The 26,015-nt window shown below is 37.4% G+C and carries 29 protein-coding genes; 19 read left to right on the forward strand and 10 right to left on the reverse strand.

From position 1 onward, the window contains the following. Window positions 1-2 precede the first annotated feature (2 nt). Window positions 3-1,286: an MFS transporter gene (locus PHY84_RS03545; RefSeq protein ID WP_299857801.1), complete on the reverse strand. Its 1,284-nt coding sequence runs from the start codon at window positions 1,284-1,286 to the stop codon at window positions 3-5. 27 nt (window positions 1,287-1,313) lie between these two features. On the opposite strand from PHY84_RS03545, the gene PHY84_RS03550 reads away from it, so the two are divergent. From PHY84_RS03550 to PHY84_RS03635, 18 genes are all read left to right on the forward strand, one after another. Next, window positions 1,314-1,697 (forward strand): flagellar protein FlaG, encoded by a 384-nt coding sequence (locus PHY84_RS03550; protein ID WP_299857803.1) that lies wholly within the window; start codon window positions 1,314-1,316, stop codon window positions 1,695-1,697. A gap of 124 nt (window positions 1,698-1,821) precedes the next feature. After that, entirely contained in the window at window positions 1,822-3,057 is a 1,236-nt protein-coding gene (locus PHY84_RS03555; protein WP_299857945.1) for an argininosuccinate synthase, read from the forward strand. 23 nt (window positions 3,058-3,080) lie between these two features. Continuing rightward, window positions 3,081-3,818 (forward strand): ferredoxin-thioredoxin reductase catalytic domain-containing protein, encoded by a 738-nt coding sequence (locus PHY84_RS03560; protein WP_299857805.1) that lies wholly within the window; start codon window positions 3,081-3,083, stop codon window positions 3,816-3,818. A 1-nt stretch (window position 3,819) separates the two neighbouring features. Further along, entirely contained in the window at window positions 3,820-4,266 is a 447-nt protein-coding gene (gene rplI / locus PHY84_RS03565) for a 50S ribosomal protein L9 (RefSeq protein WP_299857807.1), read from the forward strand. Beyond that, window positions 4,266-4,817 carry an ATP-dependent protease subunit HslV gene (hslV, locus tag PHY84_RS03570; RefSeq protein WP_299857809.1) on the forward strand — a complete coding sequence of 184 codons (552 nt, stop codon included), beginning with the start codon at window positions 4,266-4,268 and terminating at the stop codon, window positions 4,815-4,817. The genes rplI and hslV overlap by 1 nt, the downstream gene beginning before the upstream one ends. Beyond that, complete coding sequence (hslU, locus tag PHY84_RS03575; protein ID WP_299857811.1) at window positions 4,808-6,136, forward strand: HslU--HslV peptidase ATPase subunit; 1,329 nt, start codon at window positions 4,808-4,810, stop codon at window positions 6,134-6,136. Before hslV ends, hslU begins: the two co-directional genes overlap by 10 nt. An 8-nt stretch (window positions 6,137-6,144) precedes the next feature. Then, window positions 6,145-7,023 carry a GTPase Era gene (gene era, locus PHY84_RS03580; protein ID WP_299857813.1) on the forward strand — a complete coding sequence of 293 codons (879 nt, stop codon included), beginning with the start codon at window positions 6,145-6,147 and terminating at the stop codon, window positions 7,021-7,023. Further along, window positions 7,020-7,988 (forward strand): L,D-transpeptidase family protein, encoded by a 969-nt coding sequence (locus tag PHY84_RS03585; protein ID WP_299857815.1) that lies wholly within the window; start codon window positions 7,020-7,022, stop codon window positions 7,986-7,988. The genes era and PHY84_RS03585 overlap by 4 nt, the downstream gene beginning before the upstream one ends. A gap of 3 nt (window positions 7,989-7,991) precedes the next feature. Next, window positions 7,992-9,296: a M99 family carboxypeptidase catalytic domain-containing protein gene (locus PHY84_RS03590; protein WP_299857817.1), complete on the forward strand. Its 1,305-nt coding sequence runs from the start codon at window positions 7,992-7,994 to the stop codon at window positions 9,294-9,296. Then, window positions 9,293-10,849 carry a hypothetical protein gene (locus PHY84_RS03595; protein WP_299857819.1) on the forward strand — a complete coding sequence of 519 codons (1,557 nt, stop codon included), beginning with the start codon at window positions 9,293-9,295 and terminating at the stop codon, window positions 10,847-10,849. Before PHY84_RS03590 ends, PHY84_RS03595 begins: the two co-directional genes overlap by 4 nt. Beyond that, the gene (gene pilO, locus PHY84_RS03600; protein ID WP_299857821.1) at window positions 10,846-11,484 is read left to right on the forward strand and encodes a type 4a pilus biogenesis protein PilO; all 639 of its coding nucleotides are present in this window, start codon (window positions 10,846-10,848) and stop codon (window positions 11,482-11,484) included. The genes PHY84_RS03595 and pilO overlap by 4 nt, the downstream gene beginning before the upstream one ends. Beyond that, a complete protein-coding gene (locus PHY84_RS03605) occupies window positions 11,484-11,954 on the forward strand; it encodes a hypothetical protein (RefSeq protein ID WP_299857823.1) in 471 nt (156 codons plus the stop codon). Before pilO ends, PHY84_RS03605 begins: the two co-directional genes overlap by 1 nt. A 9-nt stretch (window positions 11,955-11,963) precedes the next feature. Then, entirely contained in the window at window positions 11,964-13,565 is a 1,602-nt protein-coding gene (gene mshL / locus PHY84_RS03610; RefSeq protein WP_299857825.1) for a pilus (MSHA type) biogenesis protein MshL, read from the forward strand. After that, window positions 13,562-14,377: an ATP-binding protein gene (locus PHY84_RS03615; RefSeq protein WP_299857827.1), complete on the forward strand. Its 816-nt coding sequence runs from the start codon at window positions 13,562-13,564 to the stop codon at window positions 14,375-14,377. Before mshL ends, PHY84_RS03615 begins: the two co-directional genes overlap by 4 nt. After that, window positions 14,370-15,275, forward strand: a complete 906-nt coding sequence (locus PHY84_RS03620) for a CDC27 family protein (protein ID WP_299857829.1) — start codon at window positions 14,370-14,372, stop codon at window positions 15,273-15,275. The genes PHY84_RS03615 and PHY84_RS03620 overlap by 8 nt, the downstream gene beginning before the upstream one ends. After that, window positions 15,272-15,817, forward strand: coding sequence for a hypothetical protein (locus tag PHY84_RS03625; RefSeq protein WP_299857831.1), 546 nt, complete (start codon window positions 15,272-15,274; stop codon window positions 15,815-15,817). Before PHY84_RS03620 ends, PHY84_RS03625 begins: the two co-directional genes overlap by 4 nt. A gap of 54 nt (window positions 15,818-15,871) precedes the next feature. Next, window positions 15,872-17,563 (forward strand): GspE/PulE family protein, encoded by a 1,692-nt coding sequence (locus PHY84_RS03630; protein WP_299857833.1) that lies wholly within the window; start codon window positions 15,872-15,874, stop codon window positions 17,561-17,563. Beyond that, the gene (locus PHY84_RS03635) at window positions 17,563-18,810 is read left to right on the forward strand and encodes a type II secretion system F family protein (protein ID WP_299857835.1); all 1,248 of its coding nucleotides are present in this window, start codon (window positions 17,563-17,565) and stop codon (window positions 18,808-18,810) included. Before PHY84_RS03630 ends, PHY84_RS03635 begins: the two co-directional genes overlap by 1 nt. A 16-nt stretch (window positions 18,811-18,826) precedes the next feature. Here PHY84_RS03635 and PHY84_RS03640 read toward each other — a convergent pair whose 3' ends face one another. Continuing rightward, the gene (locus PHY84_RS03640; protein WP_299857837.1) at window positions 18,827-19,537 is read right to left on the reverse strand and encodes a YebC/PmpR family DNA-binding transcriptional regulator; all 711 of its coding nucleotides are present in this window, start codon (window positions 19,535-19,537) and stop codon (window positions 18,827-18,829) included. A 73-nt stretch (window positions 19,538-19,610) separates the two neighbouring features. Here PHY84_RS03640 and PHY84_RS03645 point away from each other — a divergent pair, with 73 nt between their 5' ends. Beyond that, window positions 19,611-20,102 carry a hypothetical protein gene (locus tag PHY84_RS03645; protein ID WP_299857839.1) on the forward strand — a complete coding sequence of 164 codons (492 nt, stop codon included), beginning with the start codon at window positions 19,611-19,613 and terminating at the stop codon, window positions 20,100-20,102. On the opposite strand, the gene PHY84_RS03650 is transcribed toward PHY84_RS03645, so the two are convergent. The 8 genes from PHY84_RS03650 to PHY84_RS03685 are packed head-to-tail and all read right to left on the reverse strand — an operon-like array spanning window position 20,092 to window position 25,972. Further along, window positions 20,092-20,823: an ATP-binding protein gene (locus PHY84_RS03650; protein ID WP_299857841.1), complete on the reverse strand. Its 732-nt coding sequence runs from the start codon at window positions 20,821-20,823 to the stop codon at window positions 20,092-20,094. The two genes, PHY84_RS03645 and PHY84_RS03650, sit on opposite strands and share 11 nt — an antisense overlap. Before the next feature lie 16 nt (window positions 20,824-20,839). Further along, the gene (locus tag PHY84_RS03655; RefSeq protein WP_299857843.1) at window positions 20,840-21,532 is read right to left on the reverse strand and encodes a 5'-methylthioadenosine/adenosylhomocysteine nucleosidase; all 693 of its coding nucleotides are present in this window, start codon (window positions 21,530-21,532) and stop codon (window positions 20,840-20,842) included. Then, complete coding sequence (locus tag PHY84_RS03660; RefSeq protein WP_299857845.1) at window positions 21,529-22,257, reverse strand: nitrilase-related carbon-nitrogen hydrolase; 729 nt, start codon at window positions 22,255-22,257, stop codon at window positions 21,529-21,531. Before PHY84_RS03660 ends, PHY84_RS03655 begins: the two co-directional genes overlap by 4 nt. Window position 22,258: 1 nt before the next feature. Further along, window positions 22,259-23,197 carry an ACP S-malonyltransferase gene (gene fabD / locus PHY84_RS03665; protein WP_299857847.1) on the reverse strand — a complete coding sequence of 313 codons (939 nt, stop codon included), beginning with the start codon at window positions 23,195-23,197 and terminating at the stop codon, window positions 22,259-22,261. 2 nt (window positions 23,198-23,199) lie between these two features. Further along, a complete protein-coding gene (locus PHY84_RS03670) occupies window positions 23,200-23,979 on the reverse strand; it encodes a Fis family transcriptional regulator (RefSeq protein ID WP_299857849.1) in 780 nt (259 codons plus the stop codon). After that, entirely contained in the window at window positions 23,945-24,457 is a 513-nt protein-coding gene (locus PHY84_RS03675) for a peptidylprolyl isomerase (RefSeq protein ID WP_299857851.1), read from the reverse strand. The genes PHY84_RS03670 and PHY84_RS03675 overlap by 35 nt, the downstream gene beginning before the upstream one ends. Window positions 24,458-24,500: 43 nt before the next feature. Next, a complete protein-coding gene (locus PHY84_RS03680; protein WP_299857853.1) occupies window positions 24,501-25,427 on the reverse strand; it encodes a tetratricopeptide repeat protein in 927 nt (308 codons plus the stop codon). Window positions 25,428-25,438: 11 nt separating this feature from the next. Then, the gene (locus tag PHY84_RS03685) at window positions 25,439-25,972 is read right to left on the reverse strand and encodes an OmpA family protein (protein ID WP_299857855.1); all 534 of its coding nucleotides are present in this window, start codon (window positions 25,970-25,972) and stop codon (window positions 25,439-25,441) included. Window positions 25,973-26,015 lie beyond the last annotated feature (43 nt).

Consider the following 26,015-nt stretch of genomic DNA (forward strand, 5'->3'; position numbering starts at 1 on the left):
CCTTATTTTAAATTCTGCGTTTTCAAAATCCAACGCACATAAAACGCACCCACTAAAAACCCTGCTCCCATGAGCCATGTTATGAACTCCAGCGAGTAACCGTCCGTTGCCAAAAATCCTATCATAAAAGATGTAAATGTCGCCATAGACAAAAAGAGCATGTCATTGTATGCCACTATGCGTCCGTAGTATTTTTTATCTATATTTTTTTGCAAAAGCGTGTAAGTGTGCGACCAGAGCGTTGTTGTAAAAAAGCCCACTATCACACTTGCAAAGAGCGAGAGGTAAAAATGCTCCATCATATACGCCCAGAGCCAAATCGCAAAGCCTTGTGCGACAAAAACATAAACCAGCCTCTTGTCGTTGACAAATCTGCCCATGATGATAGGTCCGACCACAAGCCCCAAAGCTCTAAAAGCATGCAAAAGCCCAAGCGCAAGCGATGTTGCGATAATGGAAGCGTAGTATTTCTCCACCATCAAAGCCACCAGCGCATCAAATGCAGTCAAACCTACAAATGCATGAAGTGCCATCAGATGAAGCGCATGCGGATTTTTTTTGAGATACCTAAATGTATCGCCCATCATCCGCAACAAACTCTCCTTGCTTTTTATAAAATCCGTCTCAAGCCTTAGCGTATAAAGAAGCCAAAAACCGACTACAAACATTAGCGCGTCCAGCACAAAAGCTATTTTTATCCCAAGCCAAAAAACGACAAATCCGCTCAGTGCCATCCCTAAAGTGTAAGAGAATGACCAGATGATAGAGTGAAGCTCATTTGCTTTTTGCAGCCTCTCTCCCCCAAGGATTTTGGGCAAAAGCGACATTTCGGTAGTAAAGTAAAAACTAGCCGCCGCCATTTTTAAAAATATAAGCATATATAAAAGCCAAAGGTCAGACACATCATCCACAAAAACAAGAAAAAGCGTTGCAAATATCTCACATGCGATTAAAATCAGCAGAAGTTTTTTTGGTTTCATACTATCTATAACAGAGCCTGAAAAAGGAGCTTGAATAATTCCTGAGAGAAAATGTAACATAGCCGTAAATGCCACAACCTCAGCAGAAACTTTCATCTGCAAAAGAAGCGTATAGATAGCAACATTGCTAAACCATGCCCCAAAATAGGAGATAAGCTGTACAAGCGACAAGCGCCTTAGGATTGGTTCTGATTTGAGAAGTTCTATATAGCTATTCATAAGTGCAAGGGTAGCATAAACAAAAGTAAAAAAAGTTACAAAAAAATTAAACTCTTTTTTTTTTCTGCCGATTTGGGCTTTAAGCATAATTCTTAAAAGAGTAAGGAGCAGGTCATGGATGGCATAGCAAACGTTGCAAGACAACAGCAATCTCAGATGAAATCAGCACAAGCAGAGCAAGCTGCGGCGGAGCAGGCGAAAGTGCAGCAACCAAAACAGGTTGATTTAGTCAAGGAGATGCAAAAAGAGACTTCAAGCACTTCTGAAAAAATTAACTCAAAAGATCAAGTACAGGACTTGGTAGAGCAACTCAACAAAGCACTCGCACCGATGAGTACGAACATAAAGTTTGGTGTAGATCAGCAGGATATCTTTTTTGTATCGGTCATTGAATCTGAAACAAACAAAATGATACGCAGATTTCCGGCAGAACAAGCAGCAGATTTTCTCCCAAAAATGCGTGAAGTAACAGGCATACTATTTGACTCAAAAGGGTGAGTAAACCCCTTTTGAGATTCCCGCTTTTCAAACGTTTGGCTTTTTATAACAAACCTGCCTGCTAACCGTCATTTAATACTTTTTATAGTAAAATCGCGCAAATTATTTTGCTTACAAAGGTTTTATCATGAAAAGAGAAGTTAAAAAAGTAGTTCTTGCATACTCCGGCGGGCTTGACACAAGTATCATTCTTAAATGGCTACAAGATGTTTATAATGCCGAAGTTGTAACTTTTACCGCAGATCTTGGGCAAGGCGAAGAGGTAGAACCGGCGCGTGTAAAAGCTTTGGCGATGGGAATCAAACCTGAAAATATCTTTATATTAGATATTAAAGAAGAGTTTGTAAGAGACTATGTATTTCCTATGTTTAGAGCAAACGCTATCTATGAGGGCGAATACCTGCTTGGAACTTCTATAGCAAGACCGTTAATCGCAAAAAAACAGATAGAAATAGCTAAAAAAGTAGGAGCGGATGCTGTAAGCCACGGAGCAACAGGCAAAGGGAACGATCAAGTTCGTTTTGAACTTGGCTATCTTGCACTCAACCCTGACATTACCGTTATCGCTCCTTGGAGAGAGTGGGATTTAAACTCAAGAGAATCGCTTTTAGCGTACGCAAAAGAGCATGGCATAGAAATCTCCCAAAAACATATGGATGAAAACGGAAATCCTAAAATCTCTCCATACTCAATGGATGCAAACCTTCTTCATATCTCTTATGAGGGATTACATTTAGAAAATCCAAACGCAGAGCCTGAAGAGTCTATGTGGCTTTGGACAACTTCGCCTGAAAACGCTCCAGATACTCCAGAATATATCACTATCGAGTACAAAAACGGCGACCCTATCGCTATAAACGGCGAAGCTATGAGCCCTGCGACTATACTTAAAACTCTAAATGATTACGGTAACAAACACGGTATCGGCAGAGCAGACATAGTGGAAAACAGATATGTAGGTATGAAAAGCCGCGGATGCTATGAAACACCGGGCGGAACGATTATGCTCAAAGCACACCGTGCGATTGAGTCTATCACATTAGACCGTGAAGCAGCACACGCAAAAGATGAGATTATGCCAAAATATGCAAAACTCATCTATCAAGGATACTGGTTCAGCCCTGAGAGAGAGATGCTTCAAGCGGCAATCGACAAAACTCAAGAGCATGTAGAGGGAACGGTCAGACTTAAACTCTACAAAGGAAACGTGAGCGTTGTGGGAAGAGAGTCTAAAAAATCACTATTTAACCCTGAATACTGTACATTTGAAAAAGATGAGGTTTACAACCAAAAAGATGCTCAAGGCTTTATCAAGCTAAATGCACTTAGATTTATCATTGCCGGAAAAGCTAGAAAATAAAAATCCCCCACAAGGAGAGAGAGATGAGCATTATCAAGATAGATATGAACTCCCCTGAATTTCAGGCGGAGATGCAAAAAACAATAGAGTTTACCGACAAAGTAAACAAGCAATTTGGCTGGGTTTACAATCCTCAAGCAGAAGTTAACGAAGGCGTACAGATGGGTCTTGCCAGAAACAAGATGATGTACGGCAAGAGATTTTGTCCATGTTTCATGGTTGAAACAGTTGATGGCAAACCAAAAAGTGTAGAGGATCGTATCTGCCCATGTAAACCTGCTATTGAGAGAGAGATTCCCGAAGATGGAGTTTGTCACTGCGGTATCTACTGCACACCTGAGTATGCGGCAAAAAAAGCAGCTGAAATGGGAATGGAAGAGGCAGTTCATACGCACTCAAGAGGGCTTACAAAAGAAGAGGCACAAACACTTGTAAACGAGAGAGAACTTGATAGCGATGAGTTAACATCTTTACTTGAAGCAAGAACGCTTGGCATGGTTGATTTTAAACTTGTTGATGTCCGTGAGCACATGGAGTGGCAGATGGGGCATATCAAAGGAGCCGACAAACTTGTTCCGACAAGCAGTTTCTTCGCAGCACTTGAAAATGCAAAACTTAGCAAAAATGAAAATATTATAGTTTACTGCCATGTCGGAAGCAGAAGTGCGCACTGTGCAAGAATTTTGCGGGATATGGGATATACAAAAATGGGCAATTTAACTTACGGCATCGTCTCATACGGTGGCGAAATAGAGAGATAAAATGAAAGTATTATTGATAAAAGATGTAAAAACACTCGGTAAAGCTGGAGAAGTCAAAGAGGTTAAAGATGGTTACGGTCAAAATTTCCTTATAGCAAAAGGTTTTGCAAAGCACGCAACAACCGAGATTTTGGCACAACACAAAGAAGAAGAGCGACTTGCGGCTGAAAACTTAGCAAAAGAGATAGCATCGCTCAAAGAGTTGGCTGCAAAACTTGATAAAGCTAAAATCATAATCAGAAAAAAAGTGGGGCAAAACGGACATCTTTTTGGCTCTATCACTAAAGATGAAGTTGCACATGCCCTCTTAGAACAACATTCTATTGAGATTGACAAAAAACACATCACAGACAAACTCTCTATCAAAAGTCTTGGAGAGCATACTCTTGACCTTAAACTAGGTCATGCAATTCATGCCGTTTTACATGTGGATGTTGTAGGCGAATAATGTTTGATGCAACTACCATACTCGCATACAAAGGCAAAAACAAGGCTGTAATTGGAGGTGACGGGCAAGTCACTTTTGGAAATAGTGTCCTAAAAGGCAATGCCACAAAAATCCGTACACTCCACAACGGCAAAATTTTAGCGGGTTTTGCAGGAAGTACGGCGGATGCTTTTAACCTTTTTGATATGTTTGAAGATTTTTTAGAGGCAAAAAAAGGCGATATTTTAAAGTCAGTCGTTGAATTTTCCAAAGCATGGCGCAAAGACAAAGTACTTCGCCGCCTTGAAGCCATGATGATTGTTTTAAACAACGAACATATTTTTATCCTCACAGGAAACGGCGATGTTGTAGAACCTGAAGACGGACAAATTGCATCTATAGGAAGCGGCAGCAACTTCGCTATCTCTGCCGCACGTGCGCTAAAAAAACATGCCTCGCTAGATGAAGTAGAACTTGTCAAAGAGAGCTTGAGTATCGCAGCAGACTTATGTATCTACACAAATCACAACATTAAAATTCTTACACTAGATGGAGAAGAGAGTTGCAATTAACCCCAAAAGAGATAGTCGAGTACCTAGACAAATACGTTATTTCACAGCACAATGCCAAAAAAACCATTGCTCTTGCCCTTAGAACAAGGTATCGAAGAATGCAGCTAAGTCCTGAACTTCAAAACGACATAACGCCAAAAAATATCCTCATGATAGGCTCAACGGGTGTCGGCAAAACAGAGATTTCAAGAAGACTTGCAAAGATGATGAAAGTTCCTTTTATCAAAGTCGAAGCAAGCAAATATACAGAGGTCGGTTTTGTCGGTCGTGATGTCGAATCTATGATTAGAGATTTGGTCGTTGCCTCTATTGGTATCGTAAAAGCAGAAAAAGAGGAAGAACAAAAAGAGAAAATTGAAAACTATGTTTTAAACAAGATAGTAGAAAAACTTCTTCCCCCTCTTCCCGTGGGTGCGAGTGAGAGTAAAAAAGATGATTACCAAAGACTTTTGGCGTCAATGGAAGAGAGAGTTCTAAATGGAGAAATGGACGATAAAATCATACAGCTTGAAGTACAAAAAATCCACGTAGAGTTTAATGACACCAACCTCCCGCCGGAGATGGCAAAAGTTCAAGAGTCTTTCTCAAAAGTTTTTGCCCAAATGAGCAAAGAGGACAATAAAAAAGATGTCACCGTACGAGATGCAAAGTCGATTTTAAGAGCAGAAGCAAGTTCAAAACTTCTCGACACAACCTCCATCCACGCAGAAGCTCTCAGACGTGCGGAAAATGGCGGTATAATCTTTTTAGATGAGATTGACAAAATCGCTATAAGTGAAAAGTCACAAGGCAGAAACGACCCAAGCAAAGAGGGAGTTCAAAGAGATTTGCTTCCCATAGTTGAAGGCAGCAGCGTTAGCACAAAATACGGCGTTATAAACACAGACCATATTCTCTTTATCGCAGCAGGCGCATTTCATCTATGCAAACCAAGCGATTTGATTCCTGAACTTCAAGGCAGATTTCCGTTAAGAGTAGAGCTTGAATCTTTAACGGAAGAGACACTTTACAAAATACTCACTCAAACAAAAAATTCACTTCTTAACCAGTACGAAGCACTCCTTAGCACAGAGGGCATGAAGCTTATATTTGAAGATGAGGCGATTCGTGCAATTGCAAAACTGACACATAGAGCAAATGAAGTAACCGAAGATATCGGTGCAAGAAGACTTCACACTGTTTTAGAAAAAGTTTTGGAAGATGTAAGTTTTCATGCTGAAGAGTACAAAGACAAAGAGTTTATCGTCACAGCAGAATTGGTACATCAAAAGCTTGATATCGTTGTTGAAAACCATGATTTATCAAGATATATCTTATAGGAAAAAATATGACTAAAGCAGGCTTCGTCTCACTTATCGGTCGTCCAAATGCAGGAAAAAGCACCCTTATGAACTCCCTTTTGGGCGAAAACATCGCAATGGTAAGCCAAAAAGCCAATGCCACAAGAAAAAGATCCAATGCGATTGTCATGCATGGCGAGGCGCAGATCATTTTTGTCGATACCCCGGGTCTGCATGAGAGAGAAAAAGTCCTCAATCAGTTTATGCTTGATGAAGCACTAAAAGCGATGGGCGATTGTGATTTGATAGTCTATCTTGCTCCCATCACAGACAGCATTGAAAACTATGAAAAATTTTTAAAACTCAACAACTCCAAAGTAAAACATATAATAGTATTAAGCAAGATAGACCAAGTATCTCAAGAAAAACTATTTAAAAAGATAGCGCAGTACAATGCTCTTTCAGACCATTTTGAAGCACTCATCCCGGTAGCCGTACCTAAAAAAGTCGGGCACAAAGATTTGCTAGACACCATCTCAAAACTTTTACCTGAATCTCCATATCTTTTTGATCCCGAAGATCTCACAAGCGAACTTGTACGAGACATCTATGCAGGCTTTATCAGAGAGGGCGTTTTTCAAAACGTAAGCGATGAAATTCCTTATGAGTCCGATGTACTTATCGAGAAGATTTATGAAGAGAAAAATATAGACAGAATCATAGCTACCGTCATTGTAGAAAAAGAGTCTCAAAAAGGCATCATCATCGGTCGTGGCGGAGAGGGTATAAAGAGAATCGGAAAATACGCAAGAGAAAAGATTGAACGTCTAAGCGGCAAAAAAGCATATCTTGACTTACAAGTGGTTGTTAAAAAAGGGTGGACAAAAGACAAATCATATCTACAGGAGATTGGTTACAACTCATGAAAGTAGCACTCTTTTTTTTACTAAGCCTACATATATTATGGGCAAATGAGATACTTACAAATTATAGGATGCACGGCACTATAGATATTGAAAAACAACTTGATTCAGAGCTATCCAAAGAGGAGTACTGGAAAACCCAAGTAGAACATAGAGACACTGCTTTTGGATACATAGAGTCATATAAAAATATACTTGCATGCGATAAATCACAATCAACCCTTCATTTATACTCCCTCGATGAAAATAAAAATTTCCAGTCTAAAAAAAAATATAGCGCTTTTACGGGAAAACTCAAAGGTGACAAGGTCAAAGAGGGAGATTTAAGAACTCCAACCGGCATCTATCAAATTGTTAAAAAACTCTCCAAAGAGACAAAACTTGATCCATTTTACGGACCGTTTGCTTTTGTAACATCATACCCTAATATTTATGATACATATAAAGGCAAAAATGGCTCTGGCATATGGATACACGGTTTGCCAGAACAAGACAGAGATGAGTTTACCAGAGGATGTATCGCAATCAACAACTCAAGCATAGAGTGTTTAAGCAACAATATTGACATAACAAAAACTCTTCTTATTATTGATGAAGCTTCTGTAAAAATGGATATAGAAAAAGAGACCCTTGCTTCTGTTCTAGCTCAACTTTATGCATGGCGCTATACATGGATATATGATGATATAAAAGGCTACCTTAATTTCTATGCTCCTGAATTTGTTCGATTTGACGGAATGAATAGAGAAAATTTTGCAACCTACAAAACAAGGATTTTTCAAAAAAGAGAGAAAAAAAAGATTGTATTCAACAATATCAATGTTATACCCTACCCTAACAGCAAAAATATATTTGAAATCTCTTTTCAAGAACATTACAAATCTGATACATTTGAATTTGATGGTGAAAAAGTACTCATTGTGATGCTTGACGAAAATAAAAAAATCAAAATAATTACTGAAAAATAGGCAATGAAACTATTTTTTTTATCTTTTTTCCTCTTTTTAACGCTTCTGCACGGAGATGTTAAACTGATAAAAAAAGAGAATAATGATTCAAACACGACACTCCTTGTCATAGGCGGCATACACGGTGATGAACCGGGAGGTTATTTTGCCGCATCTATTTTGGCAACACACTATAAAATAAATTCAAAAAATCTCTGGATAGTTCCAAATCTCAATCAAGATAGCATCATAAAAAACAACAGAGGCATTCATGGAGATATGAATAGAAAATTTGCCATTATTGAAAATGGTGACAAAGATAGAAAGACTGTTGAAGAAATCAAAAAAATCATCACGCAGCAAAATATCTCGTTGGTCTTAAACCTACACGATGGGAATGGATTTTACAGAAAAACAAACAAAGGAAATATTTTCAACCCAAATGCTTGGGGACAGACATGTGTTATAGACCAGTGTGATCTTAGAGACCAGCCTTTTGGAGACTTAAACAAAATTGCCGCTGATATAAAAGATAGAATCAACCAAAAACTCATAGAAGAACATCACACCTTTGATGTAAAAAACACAAATACAAAATTTGACGATGAAGCCATGCAACTCTCATTAACCTATTTTGCAGTAACAAACAACAAACCTGCCTTTGCTATAGAGAGCAGCAAAAATCTCCCATCACTCTCTCAAAAAGTTTTTTACCATCTCTTGGCAATAGAGGAGTTTATGAAGATTATGAATATCTCTTTTGAGAGAACGTTTGAACTAAATGAGCAAAATCTTATTGCGATACTTGACACCTATGGTGATTTAAGCATAAACAACAACATTTTTATTGATTTGTCAAATATAAAAAAATTTTTAAGCTTTATTCCGATAAAATCAGAAAGTAACGCGTTTAAGTTCTCTAACCCGCTCGGGAGCGTTGTTAGAGAGGGGCAGAATTTTGTTGTTTACATAGGCAACAAAAAGGTAACGACTCTAAGCCCTCAATACTTTGAGATGTTGGAGCCTTGTGAAAAAGAGAAAGAGTTTGAAGTTATTGTTGACGGAGAAAGAACCTCTCTCAATCATACTTCAGATTTTTTTGTAAGTGACGATTTTAAAATCATCAAAAAAGATGGTTATCGCGTCAATATCATTGGTTATAAGGCAGCAGGTCAAGTTGAAGAGAGTGGTATAGATATCAAACTCCAAGATTTTGATAGGAGATTCTCTATAGATGTAAACGGTTTTGTTTACAGAATTGAGTTTTATAAAAATGATGAATTTTGCTCTATGTCCAAAGTTCATTTTAGACAGGATAATGAAAAATGAGTAAAAAAGAACAACACTCTTTCTCCAGTGTACTTTCTATCAATCCATACAAAGGTGATTATGTTGTTGGGGTTTCCGGTGCTTTAAACACGATAACTTCTGCAACGTATGACAAAGAACAGTATGTCATATCTTATCTCAATACAAAGAGTTTTATTAATAGCAACATAGCGGTAAGCAAAAACATCCCGGAAGATGATTTATATGATGCCATATATAATAAAGCGTATGATGAGTTAGGTCTTGATCAGGCTGTGATGTACAGAATTGAGTACATAGAAACTTTCAATAGACTTGATGAAGACAATAGAAACTTTCATGTATTTATAATAGATCCTATTGTTATAGATGACGTTTTTAAAAATAGTGTGGATAAAGTCAAATACATTGACTATATTATTCCCTCACCTCTACTTCTAAAATCTCTTTATGCAAAAAACATTATTGAAGATAGCGGTGTTCACTGTTTTATCTATTTTCAAGAAAACGATACCTTTATTACCATATATAATGATAAAGGGTTTGTTTACACAAAATCTATCAATTACTCATTTGCTCAGATGCACGAGAGATTTTGTGAGCTATATGGTGAGATGGTTGAGTATGAGGATTTCATCCGCTTTCTCTCTTATGAAGATTTAAAAACAACTGACAGCCCCTATAAAACATTTGTTATTAAACTCTACAAAGAGATATTTGCAAACATAAACGATGTCTTGACTTACGTAAAAAGAGCCTTGGATATAGAGAAAATCGATTCTATTTATATTGACACACAGCTTCCGTCATTGACTAAGATAGATGAGATGGCAGAAGTTGAACTTGGCATTAGAAGCAGCGGCTTTAACTTCAATTATGGATATCTAAGCAGTGAAACAACTCATATAGACCATTTTCATGCACTTATGCATCTATATGCGTCTCTGTCGGAAAAAGAGAGATATGCATGTGATTTTACTATTTATCATCGCCCTCCAAAGTTCACACAAAGGGATAGTGGACAAGCGATACTCTTTTCTGTTGCTGCGCTCCTACTTGCCTTTTTATATCCTGCTTCCTTTTGGACTCTCACGTATGCACAATCTCTACAGTACAAACTGCTTGAAGAAGAGTACAAAAATGTTCATATTATGAAACTGACCAGAGAAGCGACCATAAACAACAAAGAGGCTGAAAAGAAGAGGATTGCCCAATTAGTTGACAATGAAAAACAAGAGTATATTGATAAAAAAAATACACTCATCAAAATTCATGACGTAAAAGTCAACTATCCGATGAAAGCTGATTTATTACAAATACTCACAAAAGATTTTAACGCTTACGATGTTAATTTGGAAACTGTTTTTTACTCAGAAGTTGAGAAAAGCGAGAAGAGTGAAGCTTCTAAAGATTTCAAATTTGGTCTGGTTTCTTCCAGCGACAAGAAGATGACTGATTTGATTAAATATCTAACCAAAACATACGGAGGAAAGTTTCACTTCTCTATCAATGAGATATCATTCAACAGTGAAGAAAAACTATACTTTGGTGAGTTGAAAGTGAGTCTGCTATGAATTTCAAATTGATGATTGAAGAGTTTTTGCAAAAAATAGATACTTTCTTTAAAGAAAAGTCGCAAAAAGATAAATACATGGTTTATATCATGATTTTAGCGATTTTTTCTGCTGTTGCGTACCCTTTTTATGAGAGTTCGGAAAATGAATTTAAGGCAGTAAAACAAAAAGTTGCCGATGTTGCGGCAAAGATTGATGCGGACAAAATTTATCTTAAAGTCAATACTGAGGCTGTTGTTGCCAAACTTGAACAAGATATTAAAGGTTTGGAAAATGAACTGGTTGTCCAAAAAGATCAAAATAAGTATATAAAAGAGAGGATAGAAGAGATTTCATCTCTTATTTACAACGAAAAGGCATGGGGTGAGTATCTCAACTCGGTCTCCGTTCATGCAAAGAATCATAATATCAAGATACTTAACTTTGTCAACACCTACTCTCTTAATAATGCTGCATCATTTGGGCATGTATTGGACATCTCTCTTGATGTCACCGGGAATTATGTAGATACTGTGAAGTTTATTAACTCTTTAGAGCAAAGTAACTTGGTAGTAGATGTTCACGATTTAGATATTAAGGCTCAAGAGAGACTTAATTCAAAAATTGTCATTTCGGTTTGGGGGATTACATACTAATGAAAACTGTATTCATATTATTACTCACGCTGTTTTTGTCTCATGCTCTTTTAGCTACTGAATTAGATTGGGTGGATGAGCAGATTGCAGCGATTAAACCGCCAAGAAAAGGCGTTGTGGTCTCAGGGGTTGATAACCCGTTTGTTTTTCTCAATAAAAACAAGCCAAAAGATGCCAAAAAAGACGGTGCTGCTTCTGTTGCCAGTGGTGCTCCTACGGTACAAAAAGCAGCCACAGATGCTAAAAAAGAGAAAAAAGAACTCACAAGTGCCGATTTCAGCCTAAATACCATCATCAATGCGTCAGCAATGATTAATGGGAATTGGTACAAACAAAACGATATAGTGAGCGAGTACACCATCTCAGAGATAGACAGACAGTTTGTTATCCTCAAAAACAAAAAAGGCGATAAGACGATTTTCTTATCAACGGCAACTAAAAAACCAACTCTAAAATTCAAAAATAAGTAGGGCAGATTCATGAAACTTATCAAAACAGCAGTGTCTTCAACACTTTTAACCTTTCTTCTTTCAAGCGGTGTTTATGCAGGTGATTGTACTTATGAACTCTTTAGCATTAGTTCTACAAAAGAGACTAAGATAATTGATTTTATAGAACAGCTTAGTGATGAGTGTGGCTTTAGTATCATTGTTACCGATCCAAATGCGCAAAAGTTCTTAGATACGACGTTAAATAAAACAAATCTGAATAATTTAACGATTGATGAAGTATTTAAAATTGTACTCAAAGAAAACAACCTTACATACACTCTTGAAAACAATCTTTTAAAGATTGCTTATCTTGAGACAAAGATGTTTAACATTGACTATATTCTTTCTCAGAGAAAAAGTGAATCAAAGACCAACATTACACTATCCTCAGAAGGAGCAGGTACAGCCTCAACTACGGGAACAACGACTACTGCTACCACAGGCAATGAAAAAGGCGGCGGAAGTGCCGGTAAGTCAGGAATGAAGGTTGACAGTTCAGATGAAGTTGCATTTTGGCACGAACTTGACTTAGAGCTTCAAAAAGTGCTTAATAGGCCTGAAGATTTATATGAAGCAAAGCCACCTGTAATAAACAAAAATGCCGGAATCATTACTGTAACTGCGACCGTCAAGCAGATGGAAAGATTTGAGTCGTACCTCAAAAAACTACAAGATAAAGTGCAACTCCAAGTTCTTATTGATGTGCAACTTCTCTCTGTTACACTGAGTGAAGGAAAGACAACCGGTGTTGACTGGTCTCAACTTTATAAGCTTCAAAATATTGATTTAGGGTTTGACTATGTCAGCAAAAACAATCTTATAGAATTTACAAACGAAGGCGGTGTCTTGGGAGTTACATCATTTGACACAATGGGCAAACAAGCCGTAAACAATGCGCATGCATTTCAGCTCTCAGCAAAAGGCAGCTTGGATGAAGTTATCAAATTCCTTAAAACTCAGGGAGATGTTAGCTCTATCTCTAACCCAAAAGTCCTAACACTTAACAACCAACCGGCACTTATAACTGCAGGTACAGAGTATTTTTACAAAATTATCAGCACAGAGACACTCTCAGGAACAACTAGCGGTACGCAAAGCACAAGCGAGGATTTACAATCAGTGTTTGCGGGTGTACTTTTAGACATCACCCCTGAAATTTCAGATGACAATATGATTACACTTAAGATTAACCCTTCTCTCTCAGAAACTACAAGCGATATAGCAGCAATTGCGGGAGCAGACAGGACTATGCCGCCGGATCTTCGCCGCCGTCAACTCTCCTCGGTTGTGACTGTAAAGGATGGAAACCGCATTATTTTAGGCGGTCTTATCAATACGCATGACTTCGTTGATGTAAATAAAGTACCGATTCTCGGTGACATTCCTATACTTAACTATCTTTTCAAGTATGAGAACAAATCAAAAACAACACAAGAGCTTGTTATTGTAATTGAGCCACGCATCATTACAAAAGGCAAAAAAGAGGTTTCACTTTCAGAACTAGGCTACAAGGGACTTCCTGACAAAGTTTTACTGAACACCAAAGATGGTATCAATGCTACAAAAGACAGTATAAAAGAGAATGATTGAAACAGAGTATCTATGAAAACTCAAGGGATGTTTTTTTAGATACTGTCGATGCTAAAGATTACATCCATTTTGAGAAGTTATCGGCTATATATGACTCTCTAAGAAATTCTATTGAAAAACCTCTCAAAATGGTTCTTCTTTACGGAAAGCCGGGAACGGGCAAAAGTATGTTTCTCTCAAAACTTCATGAAAGTCTTGAGTCTTCTCAGAAAGTTTGCCTCTACAAAACACCCATTTTGGATGAGAGTGAGTTTTTTAAAACACTCGCTCAAGATCTTTACGATATGCGTTATGAAGGGGAGCTAAACTTTACACAATTTATCAAGGTTGTTGAAAACAGAGAGCTTGGAGAGACTGCAATTCCGCTTATCCTTTTAGATGAGGCACAGCTATATACAACTCCAATGATGGAAAAAATCAGGCTTCTGTCAGATACACGCAAAGTAAAATTTGTTATTGCTCTTCATAAGACTGAAAAAGAGGATATTATAGCAAAAGAGCATTTTCAAACCAGAATCTGGGAGAGCATTAAGCTAGAAAATGCTTCCGCTGCAGAACTTAAAATTTATATTCAAAAAAAACTTATGAAAGTTAACTGTATAGACACGGCAAGTATGTTTACACAAAAATCTATAGATTTAATCCACAAATTAACAGATGGGAACTATCGAGATGTCAACAAAATAGTCTATACCCTCTTTGATATCTATCTCTATTATGCCAACAACAACCCGTCTAAAATAAACCAAAATGAAATTTCTACCAAATACATTGAAATGGCAGCTATTCATACAGGACTTATAGATGCTTAATATTCATGATTTAGAAAAAAGACATAAGAAATATAAAATAAATTCCATGCTTCCTTTTATTGTTTTATCTACCGTTGTGGGAGCCACATTGATTGGGGCTGCTTTTTTTGTTTTGACATATCAAAAAGAAGAATTAGTAGCAAACATACAACAAGCAGATGTGCAGGTTGCTTCTCTGCGCGCCACCCCTCTGGACAAAAACAACTCCGAAGCGCTTCTGGTTGAAGACAAGAAACCGCAAGAGAAAGCCCAAGAGATAAACGAGACTGCTATTGCTCAGAATTCTGTGGAAGCAAAAGAGAATACACAAAGCATTCAAGAAATCAAAAAAGAACCGGAAATTCAAGAGGAGATTAAAAGAGTTGTTCTTACTCCATCATTGGAGTTTATCTCCAAAATTGACACAACTGCTCCAAAAAACCACTCTTTGGAAGTCATCTCAAATAAAAAGAAAGAAGTTGTTGTAGCCGAAGAGATAAAACCGGTCATACAAGAGATAAAAGTAGAAAAAATTGAGCCGATAAAGATGGAAGAACCGGAAATTCCGATAGCCAAAGAGGAAAAAAAAGGTTCTATAAGTATATCAAGAAGGGATGAGCAAAAAGATATAGCAGATGTTATTAAAAGATTCAATGTCAATCACAATCCTGCACTTAGTCTCTTTGTTGCAAAAAAATATTATCAGCTTGGTGATTATGAGCAAGCTTACAACTATGCATTGGCAACCAATGACATTAATAAGAACATTGAGGAGAGCTGGATTCTCTTTGCCAAGTCACTTGTAAAATTAAATAAAAAAGAGATGGCGGTAGAAACACTTAAAAAGTATATCTCTCATTCAAACTCTCCACAAGCAAAACAGCTTTTAGAGGAAATCAAGGTAGGGAAATTCCAATGAAAGTTGCTATAGTATTTATATTGTTAACGCTTAGTTTATATGCAGACACAAAAAGAGACCTTCTTCATCTTTTTCAAAACAAACAGTACGAAGAGGCATGCAATCTTGGTTTTAAAAATTTTAGCGATAACTCAAAAGATGAAGAGTATGTATCTTTGTACTCATTTGCATGCTTAAACATAGATTATATTGATCGCCTCTCAGTTGCCATCACAACGTTGAAATACTCCAAAGAAGCCCGTGCAAATGCCTCTTATTTCTCAACGATATTGCTGCAAAAAAAACTTCTTTATCATGCAATGCTGGATGATTATGATATCTCATCGCTAAATTTGCCAAAGACAGATTATGTTTTATCAAAAGTTTTCGATTTTTATACAAAAAAGACAAATGCCCAAAAACAAGAGTATTATATATTTGAAGATGAAAATGACAGTGCGTTAAAATATAAGCTTTATATTTTAAAAGATGGTAAAATAGACAAAGTAGTTATTGAAGAGTTTTACAATTCAGTTAGCATAAAAAAACATATCTACTGGTAGGAAATACGTATGTTGGACAGGATAACGTCGGATTTATTGGCTAACGGCTCTATTATGAAGAGTCAAGTTGATAGATTAATTGCAAAAGGTCTGGATAGCAATCTTATCTTGAGAGATATTACTATTTCCGGCTTTATGACAATGGACAGGTTAATTAGATTCATTGTTGACAAAATCCAAGCCGGTGAGTACCATTTATCAATTATTGACAATTATGATTATATTCAAGAAAAAGATGTCCTTACCAAACTAGCCCAAAAACAGAATGTTCCGTTTCTTGATTTGGACTCTATTGATATGGATTACAGACTTACTGAAAAAGTTTCACTTACACAACTAAAAAAATACAACGCATTTCCGATTACAGAAGATGAGTTAAGCATTACGGTTGCATTTTGCGATCCTTTGGATATTGAAGCACACGAGGCTCTACAGAGACTTTTTCCAAAAAAACCTGTAAAAATTGCAGTAGCAACCAGAAGACAAATTGATTCTTATCTTTTCAAAGTAGAATTAAAAGACAGCATTAAAGGTCTTGTAAAAAAAATAAGAGATGAGCTTAACTCCATAAACTCCATTGAGGAACAACAAGAAGCCTCTTCCATTCTTCTTCTTATTGATGTTATTTTAAGCGCTTGTATAAAAGACAGGGCGAGTGATGTGCATATCGAGCCTACAGAAAAAAACTGTGTTGTCAGAACCCGTATTGATGGAAAATTGGTAGAGATTTTTATCTTTGAAAAAGACATCTACCCACCTCTTGCATCTAGGCTTAAGCTCCTTGCAAACCTTGATATTGCAGAAAAAAGAAAACCTCAGGATGGGCGTTTTTCAACCATGGTCTCCGGCAGGGAGTATGACTATCGTATCTCTACACTTCCTATTCTCTATGGCGAATCTATTGTTATGAGGGTGCTTGACAAACAAAAAGCACTTGTTAGACTTGAAGATGCCGGAATGGACGCAGTAAGTTATCAAAAGTTTTTAAAAGCTTTAAAAACTCCTTATGGTATCATACTTGTTACGGGTCCAACAGGAAGCGGTAAAACAACAACGCTCTACGGAGCTCTTAATGAACTTAGGAATGTTGAAGACAAAGTCATAACAGTTGAAGACCCGGTTGAGTATAGAATGAATCTAATTCAGCAGGTGCAGGTAAATCCAAAAGTAGGACTTACATTTGCAGCAGCACTCAGATCTATCCTTAGACAAGACCCTGACAAGATTATGATTGGTGAGATTCGTGATTCAGAAACACTTGAGATTGCCGTAAAAGCCGCTTTAACCGGTCACTTGGTTATATCTACTCTGCACACAAATGATTCCATCAGTGCAGTAACTCGTATGGTGGATATGGGAATTGCCCCTTATCTTATCAGTGGTTCTTTGGTTGCCATACAGGCGCAAAGGCTTGTAAGAAAAATATGTCTTAATTGTAAAACAGAGGAGAGGGTTTCCACATCTGCATTGGAGGAGTTTAAAGACATCATCCCTCCCGATAGCAAATTTTATATCGGAAAAGGGTGCAGAGAGTGCAAGGAAACAGGGTATATGGGCAGGGAAATGATCTGCGAAGTTTTAGTTGTCAATGAGAAAATTTCATCTCTTATTGCAAAAAATGCATCAGTAGAAGCGATTCATGCACAAGCTCTGAAAGATGGATTTGTAGGATTATTAGAAAACGGTATCAGCAAAGCTCTTGCCGGTGTAACAAGTTTAGAAGAAATTTTAAGGGTGGCAAAATAATGAAGTACTTTATAGCGACTATACTTACCAGAGGTAAAAAAGAGCAAATTGCGATGTATGCCGAAGATAGAAAACAAGCTCATGATCTTACGAAGCTAAAGTATTCAGGCATAATTTTAAAAGTTTCAGAAGAGCAAGAGCCTCTTGATGCACAGCTAAAAAGACTAAAAAACGATCTCTTAAGCAACGTCAAAAAAAGAAAAATAAAACCTGATGCTCTAATCGCTTCTATTAGACAGTTGGCTGTTATGACAAATGCAGGTATTTCTATCTATGATTCACTCAGTGAAATAGCAAAATCAACAACAGACGAAGCACTTAAGCTTGTGTTTAGCAAACTTGCAGAAGATATCAACTCCGGACATTCACTCTCCAAATCAATGAACAATTTTCGTTTTGAGCTAGGAAACCTAGCCATAGCGATGGTACAGCTTGGTGAAAAAACAGGTAATTTAGACGACGCTTTATACTCTCTTGCTAACATGCTTGAAGAGATTCGTTCTAACGTTATCAAGTTTAAAAAAGCGATGGCATACCCAAGAAACGTTATGATTGCAATGGCTGTTGCATTTACAGTTTTAATTTCGTATGTTGTCCCAAACTTTAAGACTATGTTTGAAAAGCTTCATGCTGAGCTTCCTTTACCGACACTCATACTACTAAAATTAGAGTATCTTTTTAACAATTATGGGCTTTATGTCGTTGCCGTGCTCTTCTTCTCCTTCATTATTTTTAGGTATTTGGTGAACAATAACAAAGAGATACGGTATGGGTGGCATAAAGTTCTTTTAAGAACATATCTCATAAAAAACATCATAATGTTTGCGACCCTTAGCCGATTTACACTTGTATTTTCGGAGCTTATCCGTGCCGGTATTCCTATTGCAGAAGCTCTTGATACAGCAATTTCTATGATTGACAACCTTCCACTGAAAAACAAACTCTCTTCCGTCAGAATAGCGGTGGAAAAAGGCTCTTCACTTCATGAGGGTCTAGAAGATACAAAGCTTTTTGAAAATATGATTATTCAGATGATAAGCGCAGGTGAAGAGAGCGGTACTCTCGATACGATGGTTGGAAAAGTAGCAGAGTATTACAAAATGCGCTTTGATGCTATTATCGATGGTCTATCCGAGGCAATTGAGCCGATAATGCTCTTTGTGCTTGCCAGCATGGTTCTTCTTCTTGCTCTTGGTATCTTCTTGCCGATGTGGGATATGGGTAATGCGGTTATGGGTAAAAAATAGGAATTTATCCTATTTTTTATGCAATATTTGTAAAAACTTTTTGAACATCGTCATCGTCTTCGAGTCTCTCTAATACTTTGTCGATGTCTTGTTGTTGTTCTGGAGTAAGCGAGAGTGGACTTGTCGCCATTCTCTCTAGGTTGGCTTTTTTTATCTCTACCCCCATCCCTTCAAGCGCACTGCTGATTGCTCCAAAACTTGTATAATCCGCGGTTACGATAACCACACCTTCTTCTGCCTCAATCTCTTCAAGTCCGGCATCTATAAGCTCAAGTTCAAGCTCTTCAATATCCATACCATCTTTTAGGTCAAACTCAAAAATCGCTTTTCTCTCAAACATAAAATCAAGCGAACCTTTTGTAAGCATCTCTCCGCCGTTCTTAGAAAGGATACTCTTAACATTTGCAACAGTTCTTGTGTTATTATCAGTCATACACTCTATGAAAACCTGTACGCCATGAGGAAGCTTCCCTTCAAAATTAACCTCTTGCATATTTGTCATATCTTTTGATGTTGCTCTCTTGATTGCTGCTTCAATATTCTCTTTTGGCATATTTTCGGCTTTAGCATTAAGTATCGCCGTACGAAGTTTTGAGTTGCTATCCGGATCACCTCCACCCTCTTTTGCTGCAACCGTTATCAGTTTTCCAAGTTTTGGGAACAACTTTGACATCGCCCCCCATCTCTTTAGTTTTGATGCCTTTCTATACTCAAAAGCTCTTCCCATGCGTACTCCTAATTTACACTCACTTTAAAAATCAAAAATGTATAATAGCATATTAGACCGTACGGGGGATTTAATGCGACTAATTTTTCTTATCAAACACCATTTTTTTAGTGCATTTCGCGAATTGTTTGTACATCATCATGGTTCACTTGAGTTTCGTGCCAAACTTTTTGCCCTGCTAATTGCCGCAAATAAAGATGCAAAAGTAGAAAATTATATAACAGTAAAAAAAATTGGTATGGAGATTTACAAAAACGATGAAGAGAGAGCAAATCTTCTCATACTTTCAACAAAAGAACTTGTTACAAAAATCAAAGAGAGCAATGAACTAAGCATTGATACACTTATATCAAACATCCAAAGAGAACTCAGACAGGTTCCAAGATATGCTAAAAAAATAGATATAGACTCTCTTAAAGAATTAGTAGCATACACACACGATAGGGACTGCATCTCTTACCAAGAAAATATTTTAGAGTTTTTGGAAACACTTAAAGAAGAGACCCTTCATGAGAAAAAATCACAAATTGAAAAAGATGAAGCAAATATAGAGTCTAAATATTAAAAAACTCTTTTTGAAAAAAACTATCTTTTGATATATTTTGAAAAGCTGCGCTCAAGCTAGTAAAAAGTGATGGAAACTCTTTTTCCATTTTAGAAAGCATCTCTTTTGTATGCGCCCTTGCATGCGGCATTTTTATATCAAAGCGCATAGAAGGACACGCCTCATCGCCGATGGTCTCTATATGATTCTCTTGTACAAAGGCTAAAAGTTGACGCTCTCTCATCTGAATTAGCGGACGAATAACAGTAACACCCCTGTCTGCCTTATACTTTGGAGCAAGGCTTCTAAGCTGCCCGTTATAGATAAAATTCATAAAAAAACTCTCCGCAGCATCATCCATATGATGTCCGAGTGCCACCTTATTGCATCCAAACTTTTCAGCGGCACTATACAAAGACCCTCTTCTCATTCTGGAGAAAAAGCTACAAAAAGAGGAGTTTTTTCTGATTTTATCCTCTGCAATATCATATATATTTGTATCATACACCTCATACTCTATGCCATGTTCTTGGCAGTGAGCTTTAAGTTTATCATAGTTTTCACCCATTCCGTACGACACAGTTACAGCAATAAAATCAAATCGAAACGGAGCACGGCGTTGCTGCTCTTTTAGTGCATGAACAAGCGTGAGTGAATCTTTACCCCCGCTAAGGCCTACTAAAATCTTGTCACCCTCTTCTATAAGTTCAAATTCAGCATTTGTCTTACCAAGCTTGCTCATAATTTTTTTTGATGGTTTAAGAGACAAGCTGATCTACCATTTTCATAACAAACTCTGCACTCTCTTGAGCACTTGTCTGTAAAAATTCATCAAAACTAAAGCTTGCATCCATATCTGCTGCATCGCTTATAGCGCGAAGAATAAAAAAAGGAACACCTAACGCATCACAAACTACCGCAACGCTTCCGCCCTCCATCTCAAGAGCATCAGCACCGAATGTTGCACCTATCCAGTTTTTTCGTTCCTCATTTGCTACAAACTGATCACCGGTGGCGATAATGCCCTCTTGAACACACTTGCCCATTTCTGATGCCACTTTTTTACTAAGCTCTATCATCTGCTTATCTGCTGCAACAAAAACCGCTCCCTCGGGAACATAACCATACGGATGACCAAAAGCCGTAATATCCAAATCATGTTGTGATAGTTTTGTAGCCACTATCAAATCTCCGACCTTAAGAGTAGAAGATATCGCTCCCGCAACACCTGAAAAAAGCAATCTATCCGCTCCAAAATGTTCAATCATCGTAGTTGCAGTAAGTGCAGAAAACACTTTTCCGATTTTACTGTAAGCGATAACTAAATCAACGCCTCTATATGCTGCTTCATAGTATCTATTTCCGGCGTATTCTATAGTTTTATAAGAACCCAACTTCTCTAGTATCGGTGCAATCTCTTCGGGCATCGCTCCCATAATGGCTATTTTCATACATTTCCTTCTATTTCAAATGTCTCTACTATTTTTTTATAACGTGGCAGTTTATGAATTATATTTGCTTTTGTATCAACAATACAGCTTCCGCCCCAAAAGCCAAGACCGTCTTCAAAACCGACCCTATTGACAAATATAAGTTTTGCCATGCACTCTTGAGCAACTGTTTTTATAATCTCATACCACTTATCTTCAATCTCAAGTCCGTTATCGCTAAAACCGCGTGCAGGAGAAGCAACAAGAGCGATAACGTAATCAGGATTTTGTTCCATCAAATCTTTATGAACGCTTTTATGCCATAAATCCTCACAAACAACCATAGAGACTCTGCCAAATCGCGTTAAAAAACTCTCAAAAATTTTGCCTGCACAAAAATATCTCGCCTCTTCAAACATGCCATAATTAGGCAAATGTACTTTATCATGTTTTGACAAAAGCCGTCCTCCGGAAAAATAGAGTGCCGAATTTTTAAAATCATTTCCATCACGCAAAGCAACGCCCACTACAATATCTATATAGAGGCTCAGATCTCTTAAATCATCAAGCTCATCAATACACCATGCATCCTCAAATAGTTTATCTTGAAGCATATAACCACTGAGTGAGAGTTCAGGAAAAATTATCAAGTCACTTTTTTCTTTATGTGCCAAAACTATCGAAATTGCATCTGCAAGATTTGAGCGATTGAGCCTTGGCGCTATTTGAGCAACTGTTACTCTCATCTTATTTACAAAGAAGTGCAGCTACTTCTTCTAAGGATTTCATATCTGAGATTGTATAAGTCTCAAGCTCAGGTGCAATTCTCTTGTTTAATCCCTTAAGAGTAGCTCCGTTTCCAAACTCTATAGCTACATCTATATCCTTAGCAATTGCTTCAATAGACTGTTTATACTTCACAGGCTTAATCAACTGTTCTGTTAGAAGCTCTACCGCCTCTTTTTTTGTTGCATAAGGAGTTGTTGTTACATTTGAGACTACAGGAGCTTCAAAACTATCGTTAATCATACTCTCCATCAAGCTTTTTAAAGGAACTTGAGCGGGAGAGAGTAGTTCACAATGACTTGCAACTGACATATTGAGAAGAAGTGCACGCTTTGCACCCGCATCTTTAAATGTCTGCTCTAACGAAGCAAGATCCGATTTCATACCTGCAACAACCAACTGTCCGTCTTGATTGTAGTTTGCCGGCCAAACTTTTTTTCCATCACTTTGTGCATCGGAGCAAATCTTTTCAACCGCTTCATCATCAAGCCCCATAACAACCATCATTCCGGCTTCAATATCTGCACAAGCATCCTGCATTAATTGACCGCGTCTATGAACAAGTTCAACTGCATCTACATAGCTAATCGCACCACTTGCACAAAGCGCAGAAAACTCACCGAGCGAGTGTCCTAAAAAAAACTCAGCTTTTACTTCGGGGCACTTCTCTTTAAAAAGACGGTATGCAATCATTTGAATCAAAAGAATAGACGGTTGAGTATAAGCAGTCTGACCCAACAAATCATGTTCGCCGAAAATCAGCTCGTCAAAGTGCAACCCTGCTCTCTTTCCCGCCTCTTCAAACATCTCTTTTGCAATTTCAGAGTTTTCGTAAAAGTCCTTCCCCATACCGGTTGCCTGAGAACCTTGCCCTGCAAAAATCATCGCTATTTTTTTCATCTTCATCCTTTAAAATATTTTTCATTATCCGCTATTTTTTTTCTTAACGTGTTTCTGTTTAAACCAAGTTTGTCAGAGAGTTGCAATTGTGATTTGAATTTTCGAAGCCCTGAATTGATAAGCGGTACCTCATAGAGATGTAAAAAGTTTTTATAATCACTATTTGAACCAAGCTTATCAAACAGATAGTTTTCGACAATTTCCATCAACTCTCGCTCATTGATATTTTGAAGCAGATAGTGTATCATTATCTGCTTTCTCAAAGAGTGAGAGTTTTTACTCAAGTCCGGTTTAATCTCATTCATCTTTAGCGTTTCAATCGGACCGAAAAGGGAAGAAGCCTCTTTAATAAATTTTTGCATCAAAAGAGCTACATCTTCAGGTCTCTCTTTGAGCGATGGAATATCCAATTTAATACTGAAAACCTTATCTACCATCTCATGATTATAAAGATGAGCGGCTGTTGCAACAATTCTAATATTGTGTGCGACAACAAATTCCAGAATTCTCTTAATATTTGGCGAGTTTTCCAAATTAACAATAATAACTTGGCTTGTACTTTCAAGGGCAAGCAAAAGCTCATCATAATGAGATGCATCTAAGATAGGTGCGTCAGGAAGTATAAAGCGTGCAAGTGAGCTTTTACCCACTCCGCTCTCTCCCCTTATAATAGCATTAACACTAAGTGTTTTTAGTAGTGTAGCTGTTTTAAATGCTTGCGAAGAAGATGCAGAAGCCGTTATATAATTAGCATCCACAACCTGAGCCACCACTAGTACCACAACAACTCTCTTGTTGATTTTCTACAGGGACTCCACTCATCATCTCCTCGGCAGACGCTTCTCTTATGTTATTAATTCCTACTAAAAACACCAAGTCCTTTCCTGCCAACGGATGATTAAAATCTATAATTACACTCTCATCACCAATATCTTGAACAACAACTTGAACAGTGCCGCCATCTTCGCCTTGTCCATATAAAGTCATTCCGACTTCTAATTCTATTCCTGCAAACTGATCTCTTGGAACTTCTTGTTTTGCCTCCGGCTCATACGCCCCATATGCGTCTTCCGCCTTTACGAGAACCTCTGCTTTTTCACCGATTGCCATGTTTGCAATTGCATTTTCAAGCCCGGGAATAATTTGACCTCTGCCAAACATAAATACAAGCGGCATTCCGCCGATGTTGCTATCTACAACTTGTTCACCATCACTTACTTCATACTCGATTGAAACGATTTGATTTTTTTCTATTGCCATTGCAAAGTACCTTTTAATTTAATTTACGGATTTTATCAAACTATTATTTGATTGAGCTTAACTTTTTTTTTGCTATATCGGCTTGCGAACTTTGTGGATATTGAGAAACCACAGCACCGTAAAACATTTGAGCATTTTTTTTATCACCGCTTTTTTCCATTGAAATGGCAGTATGAAGCAGAAGAGTTGGCATATAGCCGGCTTTATCATGAAGCGTTGCACTCTTTTTAAAATATGCTATTGCCTCCTCATGGTGGTTGCTATAGTATTCTATCTCCCCTGCCATATAGTAAGCATTTGCAGGCTTATAGTTTTTATCAATCAGTTCTTTGTAGATTGCTATAGACTCTTTATAGTTTTTTTTATCATATAGCTGCTTGGCTTTTTTTTCTAAATCAGCACTAGAAAGCTCTTTTGTTTCTTTAGTATCAGTTTGTTTTGATTTGGGAGCTGTCTTTAGCTCTTTTGATAAAAGATCTTTAAACTTATTTACATCATTTACCAATGCATTAAACTCATCTTTGCGTACATAAGATTTATTAATTTCATCAATAAGCTTAGAGATCTCTACTATCTGAAGATTTATCTTCTCTAGTTCTTTGCTATTAATTTGGATAGAGTCGGAAATACGCTGATTATATTCACTGTTTGCACCGCTCTTGGATTTTTGTTCATCCTCTAATGACTTTAACTTAAGCTTGTTTTCACGACTGGTAGAACTTATTGATTCTATAATGGTCTGTAGCCCATCGATTCTTTCTCTGAGTGAATCAACTTCATTTGCTTGATTATTGCTTTTTACAACAACTTTTTGAAGATTTTTTTTAGTCTCAAGGAGTGTCGCTTCTGTTGAAGAAAGACCATAAGGATTAGGATTGTTTAAATCACCAGCACCGAACGCTGATGGCTCGGCACTGAGTAAATACGAAGGCAGAACGATTGCTAATAAAGCAACTACTTTTAAGTTCATCTAATGGCTAATTATGGTAGAAGTTTGAAATCAACTCTACGATTTTGTGCCCAGCACTCTTTTGTTTTGTCTGTACACACAGGGCTACTCTCACCAAAACTTACCATAGAAACACGGCTAGCATTTACACCTTCAGCTACTAGTGCTTTTTTAACAGCCTCTGCTCTTTTAAGACCTAGCGCGAAGTTATACTCATCACTACCCCACTCATCACAGTTTCCTTCTAATTTTACAAGGAATTTGCTTGCTTTAGTGTTTGCAACAGAAGCGTCAGCAGAAACATTTGATGTCATGTCTGCTCTGATATTAAACTTGTCAAAATCAAAATAGATTGATTTCATCTCTTTTTCAATTCTAGCCATATACTCAGCTTCTGTTTCTGCTACTACAGAAGATACAGGTGCTTTTACAGATGGAGCAGCTTGTACAGGAGCAGCCTGAGTTGCAACAGCAGCATCAGTAGCCTCAACTTGCGGCTCTTTATCACCACAACCACTTAAAACCAAAAGTGCTGTTACAGCACTTGCGAGAACTATACTTTTCATTTTTACTACCTTGTGTTTAGTTTGCGCAATTATATCGAAAAAG

The sequence above is a fragment of the Sulfurimonas sp. genome (genome assembly GCF_028694605.1).
In the GTDB taxonomy this organism is placed as follows: domain Bacteria; phylum Campylobacterota; class Campylobacteria; order Campylobacterales; family Sulfurimonadaceae; genus Sulfurimonas.

Bases quoted from the DNA above. Each gene is read 5' to 3' on its own strand.
- PHY84_RS03680 (WP_299857853.1), bottom strand. From the start codon at position 25,427: ATGAACTTAAAAGTAGTTGCTTTATTAGCAATCGTTCTGCCTTCGTAT.
- PHY84_RS03545 (WP_299857801.1), bottom strand. From the start codon at position 1,286: ATGCTTAAAGCCCAAATCGGCAGAAAAAAAAAAGAGTTTAATTTTTTT.
- PHY84_RS03660 (WP_299857845.1), bottom strand. From the start codon at position 22,257: ATGAGAGTAACAGTTGCTCAAATAGCGCCAAGGCTCAATCGCTCAAAT.
- PHY84_RS03635 (WP_299857835.1), top strand. From the start codon at position 17,563: ATGAAGTACTTTATAGCGACTATACTTACCAGAGGTAAAAAAGAGCAA.
- PHY84_RS03645 (WP_299857839.1), top strand. From the start codon at position 19,611: ATGCGACTAATTTTTCTTATCAAACACCATTTTTTTAGTGCATTTCGC.
- fabD (WP_299857847.1), bottom strand. From the start codon at position 23,197: ATGAAAAAAATAGCGATGATTTTTGCAGGGCAAGGTTCTCAGGCAACC.
- PHY84_RS03630 (WP_299857833.1), top strand. From the start codon at position 15,872: ATGAAGAGTCAAGTTGATAGATTAATTGCAAAAGGTCTGGATAGCAAT.
- PHY84_RS03620 (WP_299857829.1), top strand. From the start codon at position 14,370: ATGCTTAATATTCATGATTTAGAAAAAAGACATAAGAAATATAAAATA.
- PHY84_RS03625 (WP_299857831.1), top strand. From the start codon at position 15,272: ATGAAAGTTGCTATAGTATTTATATTGTTAACGCTTAGTTTATATGCA.
- PHY84_RS03595 (WP_299857819.1), top strand. From the start codon at position 9,293: ATGAGTAAAAAAGAACAACACTCTTTCTCCAGTGTACTTTCTATCAAT.
- PHY84_RS03655 (WP_299857843.1), bottom strand. From the start codon at position 21,532: ATGAAAATAGCCATTATGGGAGCGATGCCCGAAGAGATTGCACCGATA.
- PHY84_RS03605 (WP_299857823.1), top strand. From the start codon at position 11,484: ATGAAAACTGTATTCATATTATTACTCACGCTGTTTTTGTCTCATGCT.
- mshL (WP_299857825.1), top strand. From the start codon at position 11,964: ATGAAACTTATCAAAACAGCAGTGTCTTCAACACTTTTAACCTTTCTT.
- PHY84_RS03590 (WP_299857817.1), top strand. From the start codon at position 7,992: ATGAAACTATTTTTTTTATCTTTTTTCCTCTTTTTAACGCTTCTGCAC.
- PHY84_RS03675 (WP_299857851.1), bottom strand. From the start codon at position 24,457: ATGGCAATAGAAAAAAATCAAATCGTTTCAATCGAGTATGAAGTAAGT.
- hslV (WP_299857809.1), top strand. From the start codon at position 4,266: ATGTTTGATGCAACTACCATACTCGCATACAAAGGCAAAAACAAGGCT.
- PHY84_RS03550 (WP_299857803.1), top strand. From the start codon at position 1,314: ATGGATGGCATAGCAAACGTTGCAAGACAACAGCAATCTCAGATGAAA.
- PHY84_RS03685 (WP_299857855.1), bottom strand. From the start codon at position 25,972: ATGAAAAGTATAGTTCTCGCAAGTGCTGTAACAGCACTTTTGGTTTTA.
- PHY84_RS03640 (WP_299857837.1), bottom strand. From the start codon at position 19,537: ATGGGAAGAGCTTTTGAGTATAGAAAGGCATCAAAACTAAAGAGATGG.
- era (WP_299857813.1), top strand. From the start codon at position 6,145: ATGACTAAAGCAGGCTTCGTCTCACTTATCGGTCGTCCAAATGCAGGA.
- rplI (WP_299857807.1), top strand. From the start codon at position 3,820: ATGAAAGTATTATTGATAAAAGATGTAAAAACACTCGGTAAAGCTGGA.
- PHY84_RS03650 (WP_299857841.1), bottom strand. From the start codon at position 20,823: ATGAGCAAGCTTGGTAAGACAAATGCTGAATTTGAACTTATAGAAGAG.
- PHY84_RS03560 (WP_299857805.1), top strand. From the start codon at position 3,081: ATGAGCATTATCAAGATAGATATGAACTCCCCTGAATTTCAGGCGGAG.
- pilO (WP_299857821.1), top strand. From the start codon at position 10,846: ATGAATTTCAAATTGATGATTGAAGAGTTTTTGCAAAAAATAGATACT.
- PHY84_RS03585 (WP_299857815.1), top strand. From the start codon at position 7,020: ATGAAAGTAGCACTCTTTTTTTTACTAAGCCTACATATATTATGGGCA.